The 23583-nt window shown below is 68.2% G+C and carries 22 protein-coding genes and 1 riboswitch; of the genes, 21 read left to right on the top strand and 1 reads right to left on the bottom strand.

Annotated features, from left to right (window positions below; all coding sequences use genetic code 11):
• Window positions 1-16: 16 nt before the first annotated feature.
• The 8 genes from coaBC to ribD all read left to right on the top strand — a co-directional run bounded on the left by coaBC (window position 17) and on the right by ribD (window position 9703).
• Entirely contained in the window at window positions 17-1264 is a 1248-nt protein-coding gene (gene coaBC, locus GII31_RS11745) for a bifunctional phosphopantothenoylcysteine decarboxylase/phosphopantothenate--cysteine ligase CoaBC (RefSeq protein ID WP_213243265.1), read from the top strand.
• Window positions 1265-1372: 108 nt separating this feature from the next.
• Window positions 1373-2581, top strand: coding sequence for a methionine adenosyltransferase (gene metK / locus GII31_RS11740; protein ID WP_213243263.1), 1209 nt, complete (start codon window positions 1373-1375; stop codon window positions 2579-2581).
• 86 nt (window positions 2582-2667) lie between these two features.
• The gene (locus GII31_RS11735) at window positions 2668-4653 is read left to right on the top strand and encodes a primosomal protein N' (RefSeq protein ID WP_213243261.1); all 1986 of its coding nucleotides are present in this window, start codon (window positions 2668-2670) and stop codon (window positions 4651-4653) included.
• 236 nt (window positions 4654-4889) lie between these two features.
• Window positions 4890-5828 (top strand): methionyl-tRNA formyltransferase, encoded by a 939-nt coding sequence (gene fmt / locus GII31_RS11730; RefSeq protein ID WP_213243259.1) that lies wholly within the window; start codon window positions 4890-4892, stop codon window positions 5826-5828.
• Window positions 5825-7294, top strand: a complete 1470-nt coding sequence (locus GII31_RS11725; RefSeq protein WP_246221833.1) for an RsmB/NOP family class I SAM-dependent RNA methyltransferase — start codon at window positions 5825-5827, stop codon at window positions 7292-7294. Before fmt ends, GII31_RS11725 begins: the two co-directional genes overlap by 4 nt.
• 85 nt (window positions 7295-7379) lie before the next feature.
• Window positions 7380-7841, top strand: a complete 462-nt coding sequence (locus GII31_RS11720) for a CAP domain-containing protein (protein ID WP_213243257.1) — start codon at window positions 7380-7382, stop codon at window positions 7839-7841.
• 165 nt (window positions 7842-8006) lie between these two features.
• On the top strand, window positions 8007-8696 hold the full coding sequence (gene rpe, locus GII31_RS11715) for a ribulose-phosphate 3-epimerase (protein WP_213243255.1): 690 nt from the start codon (window positions 8007-8009) through the stop codon (window positions 8694-8696).
• A gap of 5 nt (window positions 8697-8701) precedes the next feature.
• On the top strand, window positions 8702-9703 hold the full coding sequence (gene ribD, locus GII31_RS11710) for a bifunctional diaminohydroxyphosphoribosylaminopyrimidine deaminase/5-amino-6-(5-phosphoribosylamino)uracil reductase RibD (protein ID WP_213243253.1): 1002 nt from the start codon (window positions 8702-8704) through the stop codon (window positions 9701-9703).
• Between the two features lie 8 nt (window positions 9704-9711).
• Here ribD and GII31_RS11705 read toward each other — a convergent pair whose 3' ends face one another.
• Window positions 9712-9981, bottom strand: coding sequence for a lipopolysaccharide assembly protein LapA domain-containing protein (locus GII31_RS11705; RefSeq protein ID WP_213243251.1), 270 nt, complete (start codon window positions 9979-9981; stop codon window positions 9712-9714).
• A 251-nt stretch (window positions 9982-10232) separates the two neighbouring features.
• Here GII31_RS11705 and GII31_RS11700 point away from each other — a divergent pair, with 251 nt between their 5' ends.
• From GII31_RS11700 to secG, 13 genes are all read left to right on the top strand, one after another.
• Window positions 10233-11447 (top strand): IS110 family RNA-guided transposase, encoded by a 1215-nt coding sequence (locus GII31_RS11700; protein WP_213243249.1) that lies wholly within the window; start codon window positions 10233-10235, stop codon window positions 11445-11447.
• Between the two features lie 269 nt (window positions 11448-11716).
• A riboswitch (FMN riboswitch) is annotated at window positions 11717-11882 on the top strand.
• A 48-nt stretch (window positions 11883-11930) separates the two neighbouring features.
• A complete protein-coding gene (locus GII31_RS11695; RefSeq protein WP_213243247.1) occupies window positions 11931-12533 on the top strand; it encodes a riboflavin synthase in 603 nt (200 codons plus the stop codon).
• Window positions 12534-12571: 38 nt separating this feature from the next.
• Window positions 12572-13924 carry a bifunctional 3,4-dihydroxy-2-butanone-4-phosphate synthase/GTP cyclohydrolase II gene (locus tag GII31_RS11690; RefSeq protein WP_213243246.1) on the top strand — a complete coding sequence of 451 codons (1353 nt, stop codon included), beginning with the start codon at window positions 12572-12574 and terminating at the stop codon, window positions 13922-13924.
• Window positions 13921-14409, top strand: a complete 489-nt coding sequence (ribH, locus tag GII31_RS11685; protein WP_213243244.1) for a 6,7-dimethyl-8-ribityllumazine synthase — start codon at window positions 13921-13923, stop codon at window positions 14407-14409. The genes GII31_RS11690 and ribH overlap by 4 nt, the downstream gene beginning before the upstream one ends.
• 2 nt (window positions 14410-14411) lie before the next feature.
• Window positions 14412-14867, top strand: a complete 456-nt coding sequence (locus tag GII31_RS11680) for a PH domain-containing protein (RefSeq protein WP_213250207.1) — start codon at window positions 14412-14414, stop codon at window positions 14865-14867.
• Window positions 14868-14946: 79 nt separating this feature from the next.
• Window positions 14947-16920 (top strand): excinuclease ABC subunit UvrC, encoded by a 1974-nt coding sequence (gene uvrC, locus GII31_RS11675; RefSeq protein WP_213243243.1) that lies wholly within the window; start codon window positions 14947-14949, stop codon window positions 16918-16920.
• Window positions 16913-17821 carry an RNase adapter RapZ gene (gene rapZ / locus GII31_RS11670; RefSeq protein ID WP_213243241.1) on the top strand — a complete coding sequence of 303 codons (909 nt, stop codon included), beginning with the start codon at window positions 16913-16915 and terminating at the stop codon, window positions 17819-17821. The genes uvrC and rapZ overlap by 8 nt, the downstream gene beginning before the upstream one ends.
• Entirely contained in the window at window positions 17821-18831 is a 1011-nt protein-coding gene (locus tag GII31_RS11665) for a gluconeogenesis factor YvcK family protein (RefSeq protein ID WP_213250205.1), read from the top strand. The genes rapZ and GII31_RS11665 overlap by 1 nt, the downstream gene beginning before the upstream one ends.
• A 173-nt stretch (window positions 18832-19004) precedes the next feature.
• Window positions 19005-19988 carry a DNA-binding protein WhiA gene (gene whiA / locus GII31_RS11660; protein WP_213243239.1) on the top strand — a complete coding sequence of 328 codons (984 nt, stop codon included), beginning with the start codon at window positions 19005-19007 and terminating at the stop codon, window positions 19986-19988.
• Between the two features lie 146 nt (window positions 19989-20134).
• Window positions 20135-21154: a type I glyceraldehyde-3-phosphate dehydrogenase gene (gene gap / locus GII31_RS11655; RefSeq protein ID WP_213243237.1), complete on the top strand. Its 1020-nt coding sequence runs from the start codon at window positions 20135-20137 to the stop codon at window positions 21152-21154.
• Window positions 21154-22365 carry a phosphoglycerate kinase gene (locus tag GII31_RS11650; protein ID WP_260839952.1) on the top strand — a complete coding sequence of 404 codons (1212 nt, stop codon included), beginning with the start codon at window positions 21154-21156 and terminating at the stop codon, window positions 22363-22365. Before gap ends, GII31_RS11650 begins: the two co-directional genes overlap by 1 nt.
• A 3-nt stretch (window positions 22366-22368) precedes the next feature.
• Window positions 22369-23157 (top strand): triose-phosphate isomerase, encoded by a 789-nt coding sequence (gene tpiA, locus GII31_RS11645; RefSeq protein WP_213243234.1) that lies wholly within the window; start codon window positions 22369-22371, stop codon window positions 23155-23157.
• Between the two features lie 93 nt (window positions 23158-23250).
• Window positions 23251-23484, top strand: a complete 234-nt coding sequence (gene secG, locus GII31_RS11640; RefSeq protein ID WP_213243232.1) for a preprotein translocase subunit SecG — start codon at window positions 23251-23253, stop codon at window positions 23482-23484.
• Window positions 23485-23583 lie beyond the last annotated feature (99 nt).

The raw sequence follows: 23583 nt of genomic DNA, 5'->3' as shown, positions 1-23583 counted from the left end.
AGGTTTCGGATATTCGATGACCGCATCGACTGGCCGCCGCCGCATCCTTGTCGGTGTGGGCGGCGGCATTGCCGCATACAAGGTGTGTTCGGTCATCCGGCACTTCACCGAAGCCGGCGATGACGTTCACGTCGTGCCCACCCGCGCCGCGCTCAATTTCGTCGGCGCGGCCACCTTCGAGGCGCTCAGCGGCAATCCCGTGCGTACCGAGGTGTTCGAGGACGTCGATCAGGTGGCGCACGTCAAGCTGGGGCAGCAGGCCGATCTGGTGATCATCGCGCCCGCCACCGCCGACCTGATGGCGCGTGCGGCGGCCGGCCGCGCCGACGACCTGCTCACCGCGTCGTTGCTCACCGCCCGGTGTCCGGTGCTGTTCGTACCCGCGATGCACACCGAGATGTGGCAGCATCCGGCCACCCGGAACAACGTGGCCGCGCTGCGATCGTTCGGCTCGACGGTGATGCGCCCGGCCTCCGGCAGGCTCACCGGCCGCGACTCGGGGGCGGGCCGGCTGCCCGACCCTCAGGAGATCGCCCTCGTCGGCGAACTGCTTCTCGACAGCCCCGGTGCCCTGCCGTACGACCTGCACGGGGTGCGGATGCTCATCAGCGCCGGAGGCACCCGCGAACCGCTCGACCCGGTCCGCTACCTCGGCAACCTCAGTTCCGGCAAGCAGGGCTACGCGCTGGCCCGCGTCGCATCGCAGCGCGGTGCGCAGGTCACCGTCGTGGCCGGTGCCACCGCAGAACCGGGTGATCCGGCCGGTGTCGAGATCGTCCGCATCGCGCAGGCCACCCAGCTCGCCGAGGAGATGACCACACGTGCCGCCGACGCCGACGTGGTGATCATGTCGGCCGCGGTCGCCGATTTCCGTCCCGTGGCGGTGTCGGGTTCGAAGATCAAGAAGGGGGCGCAGGGTCCGGCCCCGATCGAGCTGACCACCAACCCCGACATCCTGCGGTCATTGGTGCAGGCGCGTGACAATGGCCACATCCACTCGTCCACGGTGATCGTCGGTTTTGCCGCCGAGACCGGCGATGAGACCGGCGGTGTGCTGGACCACGGCCGCGCCAAGCTGCGCCGCAAGGGCTGTGACCTGCTCGTGGTCAACGCGGTCGGCGACGGCAAGGCCTTCGGCACCGAGGACAACACGGGCTGGCTGCTCTCCTCCGACGGCAGCGAGACCGCGCTGCCGCTGGGTTCCAAATCGCTCATGGCGAGTCGAATACTTGACGAGGTGCGCACCCTCGTATCTGATGGTTGACCGTTCGGGGGCGTGCGTCCCCGCCCCTATGAGGGCACCCTAAGTTTGTGCAGTGTACCGTGGGAACACGTTCTTATTTCCCTGAAATGAAGTGCTTGAGAGGATCCGATGACCACATCGTCGCGCCTGTTCACCAGTGAGTCCGTCACCGAAGGGCACCCCGACAAGATCTGTGACGCGATCAGCGACTCGATCCTCGATGCCATCCTCGCCGAGGATCCCAAGGCCCGCGTGGCGGTGGAAACGCTCGTGACCACCGGCCAGGTGCACGTCGCCGGCGAGGTCACCACCGACGCCTACGTCGACATCCCGGGCATCGTGCGGGCCAAGATCCTCGACATCGGCTACGACTCGTCCACCAAGGGCTTTGACGGTGCCTCGTGCGGGGTGAATGTCGCCATCGGCGCACAGTCACCCGACATCGCCGGCGGTGTGTTCAACTCGCACGAGAGCCGGACCGGGATCTCCGAGGACGAGATCGACAGTCAGGGCGCCGGTGACCAGGGCCTGATGTTCGGTTACGCCACCGACGAGACCCCCGAGCTGATGCCGCTGCCGATCGCGCTGGCCCATCGTCTGTCCCGCCGCCTCACCGAGGTGCGCAAGACCGGCGTGCTGCCGTACCTGCGTCCCGACGGCAAGACCCAGGTCACCATCGAGTACGACGGCGACAAGCCGGTCCGCCTCGACACCGTGGTGCTCTCCACCCAGCACGCCGCCGACATCCACCTCGACAACATGCTGAGCCCCGACATTAAGCGGGAGGTCGTGGACGTGGTGCTCGCCGCCGGCGATCTGCCCGATCTCGACACCTCCGACGTGCGGCTGCTGGTCAACCCGACCGGCAAGTTCGTGCTCGGCGGGCCGATGGGCGATGCGGGCCTGACCGGCCGCAAGATCATCGTCGACACCTACGGCGGCATGGCCCGTCACGGCGGCGGTGCCTTCTCCGGCAAGGATCCCTCAAAGGTCGACCGCAGCGCCGCCTACGCGATGCGCTGGGTCGCCAAGAACGCCGTCGCGGCGGGACTGGCCAAGCGCATCGAGGTGCAGGTTGCCTACGCCATCGGCAAGGCCGCCCCGGTGGGTCTGTTCGTGGAGACCTTCGGTACCCACACCGTCGATGAGGAACTGATCCAGAAGGCCATCGGGGAGGTGTTCGATCTGCGTCCGCTCGCGATCATCCGCGATCTGGACCTGCTGCGCCCCATCTACGGACCCACCGCCGCCTACGGCCACTTCGGCCGCACCGACGTCGAGCTTCCGTGGGAGAGCACCGACCGCGCCGAAAAGCTGCGCGCCGCAGCGGGGCTGTAAAGCTGGCCGCCACCTCCACGGCGCCACGCGGCGCCTCCGGGGCTCACACACCCGCGTCACCGTCTCCGGTGGCGCGGGTGTTGCCCATGTTGGGCCTGGCACATCTGGACCGGCCTTTCGACTATCTGGTCGACGCCGTCGACGACGGGACCGCTGTGGTCGGGGCGCGGGTGCGAATCCGGTTCGCGGGCAGACTGGTCGACGGTTTCATCCTCGAGCGCCGGGCCGACAGCGACCACGTGGGGACGTTGTCGTACCTGGATCGGGTGGTCTCGGCCGAACCCGTGCTGACCCCCGACCTGGCGGCGCTCACGCGGGCGGTGGCCGACCGGTACGCCGGAACGATGTCGGACGTGGTGCGGTTGGCGATCCCACCGCGACACGCGCGTACCGAGGCGCGTGCGGCCGATGACGTCCCCGCCCCGCCCGATCCGCCGGACCTGGCGGGGTGGTCGCCCTATCAGCATGCCGACTCGTTCATCGCGGCGCTGACCGCCGGCGCCGGCAGCCGGCCTCACGCCGTGTGGCAGGCGCTGCCGGGGGAGCATGCGGCCCAACGGATAGCCGAACTCGTCGCGGCCGTCGCCGCCGCCGGGCGCGGCGCGATCGTCGTGGTTCCCGACCAGCGTGATCTCGACCGGCTGGTGGCGGCGTGTGAACCGCTGTTGGGTGAGCGGTGTGTCAGCCTCGCCGCGGGGCTGGGTCCCTCGACCCGATACCGCCGTTGGCTGGCCGCGCTGCGGGGCACGGCGCCGGTGGTCATCGGCACCCGCAGTGCGGTGTTCGCGCCGGTGCCGAACCTGGGCCTGGTGGTGGTGTGGGACGACGGCGACGACAGTCTGGCCGAACCACGCGCACCGTATCCGCATCCGCGCGAGGTGGCGGTTCTGCGGGCCCATCAACAGCGGTGCGGTTTCCTGGTCGGTGGCTTCGCCCGTACCGCCGAGGCCCAGGCACTGGTCGACTCGGGCTGGGCGCATGACCTGTTCGCCGACCGTCCGGCGGTGCGGTCGAGGATGCCGCGGGTACAGGCGCTCTCGGATTCGGACTCCCGCGTGATGCGGGACCCGCTGGCACATTCGGCCCGTATCCCCGAACTCGCCTTCGTCTCGGCCCGCCGCGCGATCGCCGCGGACCTGCCGGTGCTGTTCAGTGTGCCGCGGCGCGGCTACCTGCCGTCACTGGCGTGCGCGCAGTGCCGGACACATGTGCGGTGCCGCGCCTGTCATGGCCCGGTCCAGCTCGATCAGCACGGCTACGGTCCCGGTGAGGTCCTGACCTGCCGTTGGTGCGGGCGGGCCGAACGCGCGTTCCGGTGCGTCGAATGCGGCGGGCGGCGGGTGCGGGCACTGGTCACCGGTGCCCGGCGGACCGCCGAAGAACTCGGCCGAGCCTTCGCCGGGGTGCCGGTGGTCACCTCGGGCGGCAGCGCGACGGTCGATGTCATCGAGCCGGGCCCGCGGGTGGTGGTGTCGACGCCGGGGGTGGAACCGGTGGCGCCCGGCGGCTACGGCGCGGCCGTGATCCTGGACACCTGGGCATACCTTGACCGCGCCGACCTGCGCGCGGCGGAGATCGCGGTGCGCAGGTGGCTGGCGATCGGGGCCCTGGTCCGGCCGCACGGTGAGGGCGGGGAACTGGTCCTGGTGGCCGATGCGGGCATCCGGGCGGTGCAGGCGGTGGTGCGCTGGGACCCGGTGGGCTTCGCGGCGCTCGAACTCGGGCAGCGTGCCGAGCTGGGTTTTCCGCCGGCGGTGACGATGGCGTCGGTCGATGGTCTTGCCGCCGACGTCACCCGATTCACCGATCTGATCGACATGCCCGCCGGCGCCGATCTGCTGGGACCGGTCCCGCTGCCCCCGGGCGTGCGGCCGCCGGCGGGTCTGGCCGACACCGGTGCCGCGGGCGCGTTCGATGACGAATCGGCGGCGATCGAGCGGGTGCTGGTGCGGGTCGATCGCCGCGACGGGCGCGCATTGGCGACCGCGCTCACCGAGGCGCAGAAGCGGCGCAACACCCGACACGAGGACGGACCGATCCGGGTGCAGGTCGACCCGCAGGCCATCGGATAGCGCCGACCACCGGGCCTCATCGGCCGGGTGTGGCCGCAACGGCCTGACCGGCCGCCGGAGCCGGCAGCCCGACCTGCACCACCCGTCCCATGTCGAACAGCCTGGCGAACGACCGCGACGGGGTACGGTGATCGCAGCCCGGTCACCACAGACAGGTGGTGGCTTGTTTTCTTCCAGTCCTCCAGGGACTCCCGGCCCGGCCGGGGGCCGCGCCACGAGCCTGCTGAAAGGTCCTCATGAGAGTTGTGTTCGCCGGTACGCCGGAGGTGGCCGTGCCCACATTGCGTCGGCTGCTGGAGTCCGAACACGAGGTCGTCGGGGTGATCTCACGTCCCGACGCCGTCTCGGGCCGGGGACGTAAGGTGTCGCGGTCTCCGGTCGCACTGTCCGCCGATGAGGCCGGTGTCGAGGTGTTCCAGCCCCGGAGACTGTCCGACGACGGAGTCGCCGACAAACTCGGTGAGTGGAATCCGGACGTGGCAGTGGTCGTCGCCTATGGCGGTCTGGTGCCGCCGGCCTTGCTACAGCTGCCCGAACACGGCTGGATCAACCTGCACTTCTCGGTCCTGCCGGCCTGGCGCGGCGCCGCACCCGTGCAGGCGTCGATCGCCGCCGGTGACGAATTTGCCGGGGCCACAACCTTTCTCCTCGAAGAGGGGCTCGACACCGGACCGGTGTTCGGGGTGATCACCGAACGCATCAAGCCCACCGACACCAGTGGCGACCTGCTGTCCAGGCTCGCCGATGCGGGCTCTGCGCTGGTCGTCACCACGCTCGACGGGCTCGCCGCGGGCGTACTCATACCGGCCGAGCAGTCGCTCGACGGGGTGTCCCATGCGCCGAAGGTGACCGTCGACGACGCCCGGATCCGGTGGGACCGGCCCGCGCACATCGTCGACAGGCTCATCCGCGCCCACACTCCGGCGCCCGGCGCGTGGACCACTCTGGACGAGGTCCGTGTCAAGCTGGGTCCACCCCGGGAGATCGCCGAACCCGACGACGACCGGCCGACGCTGTCACCCGGCGAACTGCGCGTCACCAAACGCGACGTGTTCGTCGGAACGGCGGGCAGACCGTTGCGGCTCGGCACGGTTCAGCCGCCGGGCAAGAAGCCGATGCCCGCCGCCGATTGGGCACGCGGAGCCAGACTGACCGACGGGCAGGTATTGGGATGAGCGGGGCTCCGGGTAATCGCAGGCAGGGGCGCGGGGACGGGGATCGCCGCGGCCCCAGGGGTTCGCGGCCCCGCGATCAGCGCCCGCGCGATGCGAAGCTGCGTGACAAGGACGTCGACGTCGCCCGCGAAGCCGCCCGCGACGTGTTGCGGGCCGTGCGAGAACAGTCAGCGTACGCCAACCTGCTGCTGCCGAGGCTGTTGCGGGAGCGCCGCATCACCGGCCGGGACGCGGCGTTCGCCACCGAACTGACGTACGGTTCCGCCCGCGCCCAGGGACTCCTCGATGCGGTGATCGCCTCGGCCGCCGGACGCGGTATCGACGAGATAGACGGCGATGTCCTCGACGTTCTGCGGCTGGGCGCCTATCAGCTGTTGCGGACCAGAACGTCCCCGCATGCGGCGGTGTCCACGTCGGTGGACCTGGTCCGGTCCGAGTCGGGAATGGGCCCCGCGGGTTTCGTCAACGCGGTGCTGCGCAAGATCTCTCAGCGCGATGAGGGTCTGTGGATCGATCAGCTCGCACCGCCGATGGCCGAGGACATGATCGGCAATCTCGCGTTCCGCTACGCGCACCCGCGGTGGATCGCCGAGGTCTTCTTCGCCGCGCTCGGCGGTTCGGCGGGTCAGCTGCAGGCGGCGCTGGCGGCCGACGACGAGCGGCCGCCGGTGCATCTGGTGGCCCGGCCGGGCATGATCACCGCCGAGGAACTGGCACTCACCAGCGGGGGCGATGTGGGCAGGTTCTCGCCGTATTGCGTGTATCTGCCGGGTGGTGATCCGGGCGGCATCGACGCCGTCCGTGACGGATTCGCCGGTGTGCAGGACGAGGGCAGCCAGTTGGTGGCGCGCGCGGTCACCGTCGCCGACGTGGACCAGGACGGCGGCCGCTGGCTCGACATGTGCGCCGGTCCCGGCGGCAAGGCCGCTCTGATGGGGTCGATCGCCGACATCGACGGCGCCCGGATCGATGCGCTGGAGGTGTCCGGGCATCGAGCCGAACTGATCCGCAAGATCACCGGCGATCTGCCGGTGGACGTGCGCGTCGCCGATGCGCGAGACTCCGGGCTCGAACCCGGTTACGACCGCATCCTGCTCGACGCGCCGTGTTCGGGGCTGGGTTCGCTCCGCCGTCGGCCCGAGGCGCGGTGGCGCCGCACTCCGGGCGACGTCGCCGAACTCGTCGTGCTGCAGACCGAACTCCTCACCGAGGCCTTGCGTCTGGTCAAACCCGGTGGTGTGGTGGTCTACTCGACGTGCTCGCCGCATCCGGCCGAGACCGTCGAGGTTGTCGACGCGGTGGTGGCGGTGGTGCCGGGTGCCCGGCAACTCGACGCGCGCCCCCTGGTCACCGTCGGTGAACTCACCGGACCTCTCCTGGGTGCCGGCCCCCACGTCCAACTCTGGCCGCACCTGCACGGCACGGACGCCATGTTCCTCGCCGCGGTCACCCGGGACGGACAGTAGTCGCCCCTTCGGGGGATACCTGAAATGCGCCGCACTGCTAGCGTCGAGGTATTAGCGGTGTCGTTTGTCGGAAAGGTCGTGTTCGATGAGAAGAATTCCTGTTGTTCTCGGTGCCGTGTTGGCACTCGTCGTCGGTCTCGGCGTGTTCGTGGCGCCGGCCCCGGCCGAGGCCGCGCCCAGCACGACGTCGCTGGCGAACAGCATCCACGGGCTGACCAATACCGAGCGCACCACACGGAACCTGGGCAAGGTGGGCACCAACGCCTGCCTCAAGCGCTACGCCCAGTCCCACTCCCAGCGGCAGGCCCGCGAGAACCGCATGTACCACCAGCAGCTACGGCCCATCCTGAATGCCTGTGGTGTGCGGTCGGTCGGCGAGAACGTCGCCTACGGATACCCCACCGCACGCGCCGTCATGGTCGGCTGGATGAATTCGCCCGGGCATCGGGCGAACATCCTCAAACGCGGATTCAACCGTCTGGGCGTCGGTGTCGCCTACTCCACGTCCGGCCGCCCGTACTACACCCAGGTGTTCGGTCAGATCTGAACCAGTGGCAGCCGTACGTTCGGCGTGCGGATTCGGCCCCGCGCTGCGCTCAGTCGTGCCCGTTTGAGTTTGCTGGTAGACCCGGAAACCGGGTCTACCAGCAAACTCAAACCGGCGTGTGAGGGTGGCAGGACCACGCCGCCGGACCGATTAGAATCTGCGCACATGTGCACCGCCGGTAAGAGCCCGATGATCGCTCCGTCCATCCTGTCCGCCGACTTCGCCAACCTCGCCGCCGAGGCCGCCGCCGTGGCCGGGGAGGGTTCGAACCGCGCCGACTGGCTGCACGTCGACGTCATGGACGGCCATTTTGTCCCGAACCTGACGTTGGGGCTGCCGGTGGTGGAGTCGATTCTCAAGTCCACCGACATCCCGATCGACTGCCACCTGATGATCGAGGATCCGGCACGCTGGGCGCCGCCGTACGCGGAGGCGGGCGCCTACAACGTGACCTTCCACGCCGAGGCCACCGACGATCCGGTGCCGGTGGCCCGCGATATCCGCAAGGCGGGTGCCAAGGCCGGGCTCTCACTCAAACCCGGGACGCCGCTGGAGCCGTACCTGGAGGTCCTGAAAAGCTTTGACACGCTGCTGATCATGAGCGTCGAACCCGGATTCGGCGGGCAGAGCTTCATTCCCGAGGTGCTGGCCAAGGCGCGCGCCATCCGCAAGGTGATCGATTCGGGCGACCTCACGCTGCTCGTCGAAATCGACGGTGGCATCAATGCCGACACCATCGAGCAGGCCGCCGAGGCCGGTATCGACTGTTTCGTCGCCGGTTCGGCCGTCTACGGCAAGGACGACCCCGGTGCCGCGGTGGCGGCGCTGCGGGCACAGGCTGCCGCGGCCCGCTGACCGTTATGGATTTCGACGGCGCGATGCGCCAGGCGATCGAGGCCTCCCACGCCGCTCAGGGCGTCAGCTCACCGAACCCGCCGGTGGGTGCGGTCATCGTCGCACCCGACGGGACCGTGGTCGGGGTGGGTGCGACCGCGCCGCCCGGCGGACCGCACGCCGAGGTGGTGGCGCTGCGTGCGGCGGGGGAGTCGGCGCGCGGGGCCACCGCGGTGGTAACCCTCGAACCGTGCAATCACACCGGCCGCACCGGGCCGTGCGCGCAAGCGCTTCTCGACGCCGGGATCGCGGAGGTCGCCTTTGCCGTCGCCGACCCCAACCCGGCGGCGGCCGGCGGTGCGCGGACGCTGCGCGCGGCGGGGGTGAGGGTCCACGACGGTGTGGGCGCGGACGCCGCCGCGGCGGGGCCGCTGAAAGCATGGCTGTTCCGGCAACGTCACGGCCGCCCGATGGTCACCGCCAAGATCGCCTCCACCATCGACGGGCGGATCGCCGCACCCGACGGCACCAGCCAATGGATCACCGGGCCCGACGCACGCGCCCACGCACACCGGACCCGGTCCCGGATCGACGCGATCGTCGTGGGCAGCGGCACCGCCCTGCGGGATGATCCGTCACTGACCGCCCGGCACTCCGACGGCACCGGATATGCGCATCAGCCGGTGCGCGTAGTCCTGGGGCAGCGTGATCTGCCGACCGGTGCGGCGCTGCGCACCGGCCCGGGATACCTGCATGTGCACAGCCACGACCCGGCCGATGTGCTCGCCGCGTTGCCCGAGGCACTGTGGGTGCTGGTGGAGGGCGGACCGTCGATCATCGGGGCGTTCGCCGATGCCGGCCTGATCGATGAGATCGACCACTATCTGGCACCCGCCGTGCTCGGCGCCGGTGCGGCGTCGGTGAGCGCGCACCGGGTGAGCACGCTCGGTGATCGGCTGCTGCTGCGGCGAGAGGAGATCACCGAACTCGGCGACGATCTCTACGTGCGCTATCGCCGGCGAAGCTGAGAGGCAGGTTACGCCCCGGCCTTGCGCTTGTACCGGCGTACGCCCAGGAACCAGCCCACCGCGACACCGATCAGCACCACGACGGTCAGCGCCAGCCACTGCGGCATCGACCAGTCGATCCACAGGAAGTTGAAGTTGAACCTGTTGCGGTTCTGGGCGATGAAGACGACAGCCACCACCGTCAGGATGATGGGCAGCCAGTACTGCTTCACCAACTCGACCGCGGGGTTTGCCGGAGTGTTCTGTTCGGCCGGATAGGCGCCGACATCCTTGGTCATCGGATCCTTACCTTTCTAGATGGGGTGACCGGAGACCTGTGGTTTCGTAGGCTGTGAGTTGCCCTGGGGCTCCGGGTATGGCTGTCATCGTGTTGCTGGTGGGTACAGCTGAAGGAGAATGGCCGCCCGGTGTCCTGCGACGACTCGACCGCTGATTGAGAGACGCGATGCGATCGCTGTGTAAGGACACGCCGGGGATGTCGTCTGCAGGGATTCCTACTGTTCACCAACGACTCCGGAGGTAGGCACGAATGGCGAGACAAGTATGGGCCGGTGTCGACGCCGGTAAGACCGCGCATCACTGCGTTGTAATCGATACCGATGGGGAGCAACTTTTGTCGCGGCGGATCGACAACGACGAACCCGCCTTGACTGACCTGATCGCCACGGTCGGCGACATTGCCGCCGGTGGCGAGGTCACCTGGGCGATGGACCTCAACGCCGGCGGCGGGGCACTGCTGATCGCTTTGCTGATCGACGCGCAACAGAGGCTGCTTTATCTGCCCGGCAGGACCGTGCACCACGCATCGAAGGGCTACCGAGGTGACGGTAAGTCCGACGCTAAGGATGCGGCAGTCATCGCCGATCAGGCGCGGATGCGCCGCGACCTGCAACCCCTGCGCCCGGGTGACGACATCGCGGTCGACCTCAGGATCCTGACCGCCCGCCGGGCAGACCTGGTCGCCGACCGCACCCGTGCAATCAACCGGATGCGCGCCACCTTGCTGGAGTTCTTCCCTGCGCTCGAGCGAGCCATCGACTACAGCAGTTCCAAGGCCGGGTTGACCTTGTTGACCGGCTACCAGACCCCCGATTCGATTCGCCGTATGGGCCACGCACGACTGGAGGCCTGGTTGCGTAACCGCAAGGTGCGCAATGCAGCCGCGGTCGCGCAGACCGCCATGGACGCGGCGCATCAGCAGCACGTCACGGTCCGCGGTCAGCAGGTCGCCGCGCAGATCGTGGCTCGGTTGGCCAAGGAGGTGATGACCCTCAACAGCGAAATCAGCGACACCGAAGCGCTGATCGAGGACCGATTTCGCCGCCACCCGCACGCCGAAATCCTGACCAGCATGCCCGGCTTCGGGACCATCCTGGCCGCAGAGTTCCTCGCCGCCACCGGCGGCGACATGACCGTCTTCGGCACCGTCGACCGCCTCGCTGGCGTCGCGGGCCTGGCACCAGTTCCCCGCGACTCCGGCCGGATCAGCGGCAACCTGCACCGGCCGCGGCACTACAGCCGCCGACTGCTGCGTTCCTGTTATCTCTCCGCGCAGGTTGCAGTACACCGCGATCCCGTCTCGCAGGTCTACTACCAACGCAAACGCCGCGAGGGCAAGACACACGTGCAAGCAGTCATCGCGCTCGCACGCCGTCGTCTCAACGTTCAATGGGCCATGCTCCGCGACCAGAAGCCCTACACCACAACCGATTCCGCAACCCACGTCCACGGCGCGGCCGCCTGACAACACCCTCCGATTCTCACCCCCTCTGGGGCTTGACAACTTCATTGAGATTCTCCTTGACAGGGGGTCTTGTCCAAGACGGGGGTATTGGACAAGACGGGGGTGTTGTCCAGCATGTGGCGGAATTCTCGGGGCACTGCGCGTACCTCTCGAGATTAGCCCCGTGGCGTCGGCCCGACGCGGGTATCGGGTGCGTGTCCGGGCCGGAGTTTCCCGCTGGGTGATTCGGAGAGGACGTGCTGATGAGTCCACGTGCTAGCGTCGTGGCCAGAAGTTCTCGGGGCGGGGTGAAACTCCCCACCGGCGGTGACGCGCGCGACCACACGGTCCGGCGAAGCCCGCGAGCGCTGCCCGTCCGGGTACCGGGCGGGCAGGTCAGCAGATCCGGTGTGATTCCGGAGCCGACGGTGAGAGTCCGGATGCGAGAGAACAGGCGACATGGTGCCGTCTGCGTCCGCTCCGGGTGAGGTGAGGAGCGCGGAGTTGTTTACCGGCATCGTCGAAGAACTCGGCACCATAGTCGCCCGTGACGATCTCAGCGATTCGGCCCGGATCACCGTCGCCGGGCCGCTGGTCATTTCCGACGCCGGACACGGTGATTCGATCGCGGTCAACGGGGTGTGCCTGACGGTCGTCGACTACGGCGAGGGCCGGTTCACCGTCGACGTCATGGCCGAGACCCTGCACCGCAGTTCGTTGGGCGGACTCGAACCGGGCAGCCGAGTCAACCTCGAACGGGCGATGGCCGCAGGCGGCCGATTCGGTGGCCACATCGTGCAGGGACATGTCGACGGCGTCGGTGAGGTGGTCTCGGTCAGTCCGTCCGACAACTGGACGGTGATCCGCATCGCACTGCCCGCGGCACTCTCGCGCTATGTTGTAGAGAAGGGGTCGATCACGGTTGACGGTGTGTCGCTGACAGTTTCGGCGGTCGGCGACGACTGGTTCGAGATTTCGCTGATTCCCACCACACTGGCCGAGACAAACCTGGGGATCGCCGAACCGGGCCGCACCGTCAACCTTGAGGTCGACGTGATCGCCAAATATGTGGAACGCCTGCACAGCCAGGCAACCCGAGGCGAGTAAAACTTCCATAGTGAGCAGAATGAAGCGAAGTGAGCACCATGTCTGAAGACACCACGGCACCCGCGGTCGCGGTCGCGGGAGCCACCGAGACCCGCGCCACGTTCGACACGGTCGAACGTGCCATCGCCGACATCGCCGCCGGTAAGGCGGTCGTCGTGGTCGATGACGAGGACCGCGAGAACGAAGGCGACCTGATCTTCGCGGCCGAGATGGCCACCCCCGAACTGGTGGCGTTCATGGTGCGCTACACCTCCGGATACCTGTGCGTGCCGCTCGACGGCGACGACTGCGACCGGTTGGGTCTGCCGCCGATGTACTCGATGAACCAGGACAAGCACGGCACCGCGTACACGGTGACCGTCGACGCCCGGCTCGGCGTGGGTACCGGCATCAGCGCCGCCGACCGCGCCACCACGATGCGGTTGCTGGCCGACCCGAAGGCCACCGCCGGTGACTTCACCCGGCCCGGACACGTGGTGCCCCTGCGGGCCAAGGAGGGCGGTGTACTGCGGCGCCCCGGACATACCGAGGCCGCGGTCGACCTGGCCAGGCTGGCCGGCATGGCGCCGGCGGGCGTGATCTGTGAGATCGTCAGCCAGAAGGACGAAGGTCACATGGCGCAGACCGACGAGTTGCGGGTCTTCGCCGATGAGCACGATCTCGCGCTCATCTCGATCGCCGATCTGATCGCCTGGCGCCGCCGCCACGAGAAGCATGTGGTGCGGGTCGCCGATGCGCGGATCCCCACCAGGCACGGCGATTTCCGCGCCGTCGGCTACTCCAGCGTGTACGACGACGTCGAGCACGTGGCACTGGTGACCGGCGACATCGCCGGCGCCGACGGACAGGGCAACGACGTCCTGGTGCGCGTGCACTCGGAATGTCTGACCGGTGACGTGTTCGGTTCGTTGCGCTGCGACTGCGGCCCGCAACTGGACGCCGCGATGGAGATGGTGGCGGCCGAGGGCCGCGGGATCGTGCTGTACATGCGCGGGCACGAGGGTCGCGGTATCGGCCTGCTGCACAAGTTGCAGGCATACCAGTTGCAGGATTCCGGGCAGGACACCGTCGACGCCAACCTGTCGCTCGGCCTGCCCGCCGACTCGCGGGACTACGGTCTGGGCGCGCAGATCCTCGTCGATCTGGGTGTGGGGTCGATGCGGCTGCTCACCAACAATCCGGCCAAACGGGTCGGGCTCGACGGTTACGGACTGCAGATCACCGAGCGGGTGCCGATGCCGGTGCGCGCCAACGCCGAGAACCTGCGATACCTGCGCACCAAACGCGACCGCATGGGGCACGACCTGGACGGTCTGGACGAAGCGGTGAGTAACGAGGGCGCTGTGCGCCCGTCGGGCCAGCGGTCCTCGGCGACGGGAAGCCCGGCATGAGCGGCGCGGGCGAACCGACCCTGAACCTGGGTGACGTATCGGGACTGCACGTGGCGATCGCCGCCTCACAGTGGCACGAGACCATCTGCACCGCACTGCTCGACGGGGCGCTGCGGGCGGCGTCGGAGGCCGGTGCCCCCGACCCGACCGTCGTGCGGGTCGCCGGTGCGATCGAACTGCCGGTGATCGTGCAGGCGCTGGCGCGCACCCACGACGCGGTCGTCGCATTGGGTGTGGTGGTCAAGGGGGAGACGCCGCACTTCGAGTACGTGTGCGACGCGGTCACCGCCGGGCTGACCCGGGTGTCGCTCGATGAGTCGACGCCGGTCGGCAACGGGGTGCTCACCACGCTCGACGAGCGCCAGGCGCTGGCGCGGGCCGGTCTACCGGATTCGTCGGAGGACAAGGGTGCGCAGGCGATGTCGGCGGCGCTCGCGTCGGCGGTGATCCTGCGGGATCTGGCCGCCGGTACCGCGCAGCGGTGAGCGTGAGCAGTCCGGTGACCGGCTGGGATCTGGAGTACCGGCCGCGCAAACTGCGCAGGTACGCGGTGATCGCGGCGGTGGTGGTGTTGGCCATTCATATCGTGTTCGGCGCGCTGCTGACGATCTCCGACACCGGCGTGCGCAATATCGGTGTTCTCGATCAGCTCTCGATCATGCTGATCGGGGTGGTCATCGCCGGGGTGATCCTGCTGTTCACCAGGCCACGTATCCGGGTGGGCGCCGAGGGTGTGTCGGTGCGCAACCTGGTCACCGAGCGGCTGTTCGAATGGGATCGGGTACGTGGCCTGAGCTACCCGGAGAAGGGGTCGTCGGCGCATCTGGAACTGCCCGACGACGAGTACATTCCGGTGCTCGCCGTCCGCGCCTCCGATGGCGAGCAGGCGGTGGCGGCGATGGACCGGTTCCGCGACCTCGACACCTCGTACCGCACCCGCTGAAGGCCGGGTATCGAGGGGCCGGCCGGGACCCGACCATGGGATCACGTACGACCATGGGATCACGTACTAGCCTGGAGCGGTGGCTGACCCGTCTACCTATCGCCCCGCACCGGGGACGATCCCGACCGATCCGGGTGTGTACAAGTTCCGTGACGCACACCGGCGTGTCATCTACGTGGGCAAGGCCAAGAATCTGCGGTCCCGGCTGACGTCCTACTTCGCCGATGTAGCCTCGCTGCATCCGCGGACCCGGCAGATGGTCACCTCGGCGGCGTCGGTGGAGTGGACGGTCGTCGGCACCGAGGTGGAGGCGCTGCAGCTCGAATACAACTGGATCAAGGAGTTCGACCCGCGGTTCAACGTCCGCTACCGCGACGACAAGACCTATCCGGTGCTGGCCGTCACGCTGAACGAGGAGTACCCGCGGCTGGCGGTCTATCGAGGTCACCGCACACGCGGTGTGCGGTATTTCGGGCCGTACTCCCATGCCTGGGCCATCCGCGAGACGGTCGATCTGCTCACGCGCGTATTTCCCGCCCGCACCTGCACCAACGGGGTGTTCAAACGCCACCGTCAGATGGACCGGCCGTGTCTGCTGGGCTATATCGACAAGTGTTCGGCGCCGTGCGTGGGCCGGGTTTCGGCCGGCGAGCATCGGCGCATCGTCGACGACTTCTGCGACTTCCTTGCCGGCCGCACCGACCAGCTGATCAACCAGATCGAACGCGAGATGTCCTCGGCCGCTGAGGAATTGGATTTCGAGAAGGCTGCCAGGCTGCGTGATGACGCCACCGCACTGCGGCGGGCGATGGAAAAGCAGGCGGTGGTGTTCGGCGACGGCACCGACGCCGATGTCATCGCCGTCGACTCCGACGACCTGGAGATGTCGGTGCAGGTGTTCCATGTGCGCGGCGGACGGGTGCGGGGCCAGCGCGGCTGGGTCGTCGAGCGTTTTGATTCCGACGACGACGGCGAGGTCATCGGGCAGTTCCTGACCCAGTTCTACGGCGGGCAGGCCGATATGGAGACCGGCGAGTCGATTCCGCGTGAGGTCCTGGTGCCCGCGGTACCCGGCGACGTGGGCAAGGTGACCGACTGGCTCACCGATCTGCGCGGCAGCCGGGTGGCGGTGCGCGTACCCCAGCGTGGTGACAAGCGCGCCCTGATGGAGACGGTGGCCCGCAATGCCTCCGAGTCATTGGCCCAGCACAAGTTGAGGCGGGCCGGTGATCTGACCACCCGGTCGGCGGCACTGACAGAGATCCAACAGGCCCTCGGGCTGGACGAGGCGCCGCTGCGCATCGAGTGCGTCGACATCTCGCACGTGCAGGGCACCGATGTGGTGGCCTCACTGGTGGTGTTCGAAGACGGATTGCCCCGCAAATCGGACTACCGTCACTACTCGATCAAAGAAGCTGCCGGAGAAGGTCATTCGGACGATGTCGGGTCGATCGCGGAGGTCACCAGGCGCCGCTTCCTGCGGCACCGCGCCGACCGGGAACCGGTGGTCGACCCCGAATCGGGCAAGGCGCGCCGGTTCGCCTATCCGCCCAATCTGTTCGTGGTCGACGGTGGTCAGCCCCAGGTGCAGGCGGCGGCCGCGGTCTTCGACGAACTCGGCATCACCGATGTGGCGGTGGTCGGGCTGGCCAAACGTCTGGAGGAGATCTGGCTGCCCGACGACGACGATCCGGTGATCCTGCCGCGCAGCAGTGAGGCCCTGTTCCTGCTGCAGCGGGTGCGCGACGAGGCGCACCGGTTCGCGATCACCTTTCATCGCAGCAAACGCAGCAAGCGGATGACGGCGTCGGTACTCGACGCGATACCGGGGCTGGGGCAGGTGCGGCGTACCGCACTGGTGAGCCATTTCGGGTCGGTGGCCAAGCTGCGGGAGGCCTCGGTCGAGGAGATTTCGGCGGTACCCGGCATCGGAGTGGCCACCGCGACGGCGGTTCGCGACGCGCTGGCCGCCGGAAACGGGCACGATGAACGCGGGCACAGGCCGCAGGCGGATCTCGCCCGGGCCGCCGGAGGAGGTGTGGTGGATGAGTGAGGGCAGAGCGCTGGGTGAGTCGATCGATCTGACCGTGTTGTTCGTGGCCGGCATGTCGGGTGCGGGCCGGTCGAGCGTGGCCAACATCCTGGAGGACGACGGCTGGTACGTGGCCGACAATGTGCCGCCGACACTGGTTGCCAAGCTGGTTGATTTCGTGCACACCGACAGTCCCGCGATCGCGCGGATGGCGATCGTGGTGCGCGCCACCGACAGTGCCATCGACGATGAGCTGGCGCAGGTACGCGATCAGTTGGCGCAGGCGGGCGTGGCCACGCGGGTGTTGTTTCTCGACGCCAGCGATCAGATCCTGGTCCGGCGTTTCGAGCAGGTGCGCAGGCGCCATCCCATGCAGGGCGGGGAGACGCTGATCGAGGGCATCGCGCGGGAGCGGGCGGTGCTCGCGCCGATTCAGGACGGGGCCGATCTGGTGGTGGATACCTCCACCCTGAGCGTCGCCAAGCTGCGCTCGGTGGTGGAGGGGCTGTACCCGAACGCCGGGGACGACACGCTGAGCATCGCCGTGCAGTCGTTCGGCTTCAAGTACGGGGTGCCGATCGACTCCGATCTGGTGGCCGACGTGCGCTTTCTGCCCAACCCGTACTGGGTTCCCGAACTGCGCGAGCACAACGGCCGGGACGAACCGGTGCGTGACTACGTGCTGGGGCAGCCGGAGGCGGCGACATTCGCGGCCACCTATGTGGACCTGGTGGCGCTGGTGGCGCCCGGCTATCTGCGGGAGGGCAAGCGGTACATGACGATCAGTGTCGGATGCACGGGCGGCAAGCACCGCAGCGTGGCGATGACCGAGGAACTGGCGCGCAGGCTTGCGGCGGTGGCCGCCGCCGGCGACGCGCACTACGACATCCGGGTGCTGCACCGGGACCTGGGACGCGAATGATGGGTGAACGCAAGATCGTGGCACTGGGCGGGGGCCACGGGCTGTATGCGACCCTGACCGCGATGCGGTATCTGACCCGCGATGTGACGGCGGTGGTCACCGTCGCCGACGACGGCGGATCGTCGGGCAGGATGCGGGCCGAACTCGATGTGATCCCGCCCGGTGACCTGCGGATGGCGCTGGCGGCGTTGATGACCGCACCGGCAGCGGTGGCGGATCTGGCCGACGACCGCGACCGTGCGCGGCGGGTGTTGTGGGCCGAGGCCCTGCAGCACCGGTTCCGGGGCAGGGGGGCGCTCGCCGGGCATCCGGTGGGCAACCTGCTGTTGGCCGGTCTGTCGGAGCTGGTGGGCGATCCGGTCGCGGCGCTCGACGAGTTGCGCGAGATATTCGACGTCGACGGCCGGGTCCTGCCGATGTCGCTGGTGCCGCTCGACATCGAGGCCGACGTGTCGGGACTGGAGAGTGACCCGCGGATCAGCAGGTGCATCCGTGGCCAGGTGGCGGTGGCGACGACGCCGGGCAAGGTGCGCCGGGTGCGGCTGCTGCCCGAGCGTCCACCGTCGTGCGAGCAGGCGCTCACCGCGATCACGGAGGCCGATCTGGTGGTGCTCGGTCCCGGGTCGTGGTTCTCCAGCGTGATCCCGCACGTATTGGTGCCCGAACAGCTCGCGGCGTTGCGGCGCAGCCGGGCAGCCAAGGTACTGGTGGTCAATCTGGCGCCGGAACCGGGTGAGACGCCGGGGTTTTCGGTGGAGCGTCACCTGCATGTGTTGCATGCGCATGCCGATGCCTTCCGTGTCGATCATGTGGTGGTCGATTCGGCGTCGGTGCCCGCCGGCCGCGAACGCGAGTACCTTGAGCGGGCCGCCGCGCTGTTCGGTGCGACGCTGCATGTGGGTGACCTCGCGGTACCGGGCAAGCATGTGCACGATCCGGAGAAATTGGCGCAACTGATCGATTCCCTGTATGAAGGCACATGGAATTTGCTATCTAAAACTTCGCCATGATGTCAGAGCATGCCGCACGCGTGGTTACGGTTCTGGGATAATGGCCCTCCGCGGGCTGCCTTGCCGGTGATGCAGATCACCGCCGGTGCGGCCCGCGACGATGCGGGGGCGTCTCCCGCGGACGCAGCACGGCAAACAGGGGGTATGGGTCTATGACAGGAGGCCAGATACTGGTGGCGATGACAGCGGCGGTCAAGGACGAGCTGAGTCGTCTGTCGGTGGCAACGGTGAGCTCGCGGAAGGCGGAGGTGTCCGCGCTGCTGCGGTTCGCCGGTGGACTGCACATCGTCGCCGGTCGTGTCGTGGTCGAGGCCGAACTCGACGTGGGCAACGTCGCGCGCAGGCTGCGCGGCGAGATTCACGACCTGTACGGATACAACTCCGAGGTGCACGTGCTGCGCAGCGGCGGTATCCGTAAGAGCTCGCGATTTATCGTCCGGGTCACCAAGGACGGTGAGGGTCTGGCCCGGCAGACCGGCCTGCTCGACATGCGCGGACGACCCGTTCGCGGCTTGCCCGCACAGGTGGTCGGCGGCAGCATCGCCGACGCCGAGGCCGCCTGGCGCGGTGCCTTCCTGGCGCACGGGTCGCTCACCGAACCGGGCCGTTCGTCGGCGCTGGAGGTCAGCTGCCCCGGCCCCGAGGCCGCGCTCGCCCTCGTCGGCGCCGCGCGCAGGCTCGGCGTCGCCGCCAAGGCACGCGAGGTGCGCGGGGCCGATCGGGTGGTGATCCGCGACGGTGAGGCCATCGGCGCGCTGCTCACCCGGATGGGTGCCCACGACACCCGGCTGGTGTGGGAGGAGCGGCGGATGCGCCGCGAGGTGCGCGCCACCGCCAACCGCCTGGCCAACTTCGACGACGCCAACCTGCGGCGTTCGGCCCGTGCGGCGGTGGCCGCCGCGGCCCGCGTCGAACGCGCCATGGAGATCCTCGGCGACGAGATCCCCGACCACCTGCTGGCGGCCGGACAACTGCGTGTCACCCATCGCCAGGCCTCGCTCGAGGAGCTCGGCCAGCTCGCCGACCCACCGATGACCAAGGACGCCGTCGCGGGCCGGATTCGCCGCCTGCTGTCGATGGCCGACAAAAAGGCTCGGGCGGAAGGTATTCCGGACACCGAGGCGGCGGTCACCGCCGACCTGCTCGACGAGGCGTGAGTTTTCGGTGCCACCTGCTGCTCCGATGGCCGACTCCTACTAGGCTGAGATGCGGCAACGTCACTCGGTGGCATCCACGCACCGCCGCCGAGGGCATACCCCCGGGCCGCACGGCCCGTCGATGAATACCGCTAAGGAGCACAACAGTGACTGTTCGGGTAGGCGTTAACGGATTCGGCCGGATCGGCCGTAACTTCTTCCGCGCTGTCGAGGCACAGAAAGCGCTGGGGACCACTGATATCGAGATCATCGCGGTCAACGACCTGACCGACAATGCGAGCCTCGCGCATCTCCTGAAGTTCGACTCCATCCTGGGCCGGTTGCCGCAGGATGTCACCCTCGACGGCGAGGACACCATCGTCGTCGGTGATGTGAAGATCAAGGCACTGGAGGTCAAGGAAGGTCCGGCGGCCCTGCCGTGGGGCGATCTGGGCGTCGACGTCGTCGTCGAATCCACCGGTATCTTCACCGCCCGTGCCAAGGCGCAGGGCCACCTGGACGCCGGCGCCAAGAAGGTCATCATCTCCGCGCCCGCCTCCGACGAGGACATCACCATCGTCATGGGCGTCAACGACGACAAGTACGACGGCAGCCAGAACATCATCTCCAACGCCTCGTGTACCACCAACTGCCTCGGCCCGTTCGCCAAAGTGCTCAACGACGAGTTCGGCATCGTCAAGGGCCTGATGACCACGGTCCACGCCTACACCCAGGACCAGAACCTGCAGGACGGCCCGCACAAGGACCTGCGTCGCGCACGCGCCGCGGCCATCAACATCGTGCCCACCTCCACCGGTGCCGCCAAGGCCATCGGCCTGGTGCTGCCCGAGCTCAAGGGCAAGCTCGACGGCTACGCGCTGCGCGTGCCGATCCCCACCGGCTCGGTCACCGACCTCACCGTCGAGGTCGGCCGCGACACCACTGTCGATGAGGTCAACGCAGCGGTGAAGGCCGCCGCCGAGGGACCGCTCAAGGGCATCCTCAAGTACTACGACGCCCCGATCGTCTCCAGCGACATCGTCACCGACCCGCACAGCTCGCTGTTCGACGCCGGCCTGACCAAGGTCATCGGCAACCAGGTCAAGGCCGTGTCCTGGTACGACAACGAGTGGGGCTACTCCAACCGCCTCGTCGACCTCATCGGTCTGGTCGGAAAGTCGCTCTGATGCCCGTAGCCACTCTGAAAGACCTTCTTGAAGAAGGTGTTTCGGGTCGCGGCGTGCTCGTCCGGTCGGATTTCAACGTCCCGCTCGACGGGTCGACGATCACCGACCCGGGCCGCATCCTGGCGTCACTGCCCACCCTCAACGCGCTGATCGACGCCGGTGCCAAGGTGATCATCACCGCGCACCTCGGCCGGCCCAAGGGTGAGCCCGATCCGAAGTTCTCCCTGGCCCCGGTGGCCGCACGACTGTCCGAGGAACTCGGCCGCAACGTGCAGCTCGCCGGTGATGTGGTCGGTTCGGACGCACTGGCCCGCGCCGAGGGTCTCACCGACGGCGACGTGCTGCTGCTGGAGAACATCCGTTTCGACCCGCGTGAGACCTCCAAGGACGAGGCCGAGCGCGAGTCGCTGGCCAAGGCCCTGGTTGAACTCGTCGGCGACGACGGAGCGTTCGTCTCCGATGGTTTCGGCGTGGTGCATCGCAAGCAGGCCTCGGTCTACGACGTCGCCAAGCTGCTGCCGCATTACGCGGGCAACCTGGTGGCCGCCGAGGTCGAGGTGCTGGCCAAGCTGACCGACGAGGTGGAGCGCCCGTACGCGGTGGTGCTCGGCGGATCGAAGGTGTCCGACAAGCTCGGTGTCATCGAATCGCTGGCCCCCAAGGTCGACACGCTGGTCATCGGCGGCGGTATGGCGTTCACTTTCCTTGCCGCGCAAGGCCTTTCGGTGGGAACCTCGCTGCTTCAGGAGGATCAGATCGGCGTGTGCAAGGATCTGCTCGAACGCTTCGGTGACGTCATCCACCTACCCGTCGACGTGGTGGTTGCGGACTCGTTCGCCGCCGACGCGCAGTCGCAGACGGTCGCCGCCGAGGAGATTCCAGACGGCTGGATGGGGCTCGACATCGGACCCGAATCGGTCAAGCGGTTCACCGCGGTGCTCTCGGGTGCCAAGACGATCTTCTGGAACGGTCCGTCGGGTGTGTTCGAGTTCGAGAAGTTCGCCGCCGGTACCCGTGGTGTGGCCGAGGCGATCGCCGCGACCACCGCCGGTGGTGCGTTCACCGTCGTCGGCGGCGGTGACTCGGCGGCAGCGGTACGCACGCTGGGCCTGCCCGACTCGGATTTCTCGCATATCTCCACCGGCGGCGGTGCGTCGCTGGAATATTTGGAGGGTAAGGAACTGCCGGGCCTCAAGGTTTTGGAGAGCTGATACGTGAGTACACGCAAGCCGCTCATCGCGGGCAACTGGAAGATGAACCTCAACCACCTTGAGGCCATCGCGCTGGTGCAGAAGCTGGCATTCGCGTTGCCGGCGAAGTACTTCGACAAGGTCGATGTGACGGTGATCCCGCCGTTCACCGACATCCGCAGCGTGCAGACCGTCATCGACGGCGACAAGCTGCTGCTGACCTACGGCGCGCAGGATCTGTCCGAACACGATTCGGGCGCCTACACAGGTGAGATCAGTGGTGCCTTCCTGGCCAAGCTGGGCTGCACCTATGTGGTGGTCGGGCACTCCGAACGCCGCACACTGCACGCCGAGACCGATGAGGTGGTGCTGGCCAAGACCAAGGCGGCGCTGCGGCACGGTCTGACCCCCATCGTGTGCATCGGTGAGGGCCTGGAGATCCGTGAGGCCGGCGGTCACGTCGACTACAACATCGCCCAGCTCAAGGGCTCACTCGCCGGTCTGACGGCCGAGGAGATCGGTAAGACCGTGATCGCCTACGAGCCGGTGTGGGCCATCGGCACCGGCCGGGTCGCCAGCGCCGATGACGCGCAGGAGGTGTGTGCGGCCGTACGCGGTGCGCTCGCCGAGATCGCCGACGCGGACACCGCGGCGTCGGTGCGCGTCCTGTACGGCGGATCGGTCAACGCCAAGAACGTCGGCGACATCGTCGGCCGGACAGATGTCGACGGCGCACTCGTCGGTGGGGCCTCGCTCAAGCCCGACGAGTTCGCGACGCTGTCGGCAATCGCCGCCGGGGGCCCGCTGCCGTAACACGGCGTTAGCGTAGACTGTGGCGGATCGGTTCTTCATGGGACCGGTCCGCCACATGTTTATGCACCCGAGACCGACAGGACACCACCACCCGTGAAGCTCGCACTCGACATCGGACTGATCATCACCAGCATCCTGATGATCGTGCTGGTGCTGTTGCACCGTGGCAAGGGCGGCGGTCTGTCGTCGCTGTTCGGTGGTGGCGTGCAGTCCAGCCTGTCCGGGTCCAGCGTCGTCGAGCGCAACCTCGACCGCCTCACCATCTTCGTCGGCCTGATCTGGTTCATCTTCATCATCGGTATCGGCATCGACATCAAGCTCTCCTGACACCCACCCCGTTGCCGGTTGAGGTGCGGGCAGCCACCCGCGTCGCCGGTTGAGGTGCGAGGAGCGCCGGCGACGAGCCTCGAAACCACGTACGCCGAC

It is taken from the genome of Gordonia pseudamarae, assembly GCF_025273675.1.
GTDB classification, from domain to species: Bacteria; Actinomycetota; Actinomycetes; order Mycobacteriales; family Mycobacteriaceae; genus Gordonia; species Gordonia pseudamarae.
Note: the sequence above shows the minus strand (reverse complement) of the source record. Positions and strands in the feature narration are given on the sequence as shown.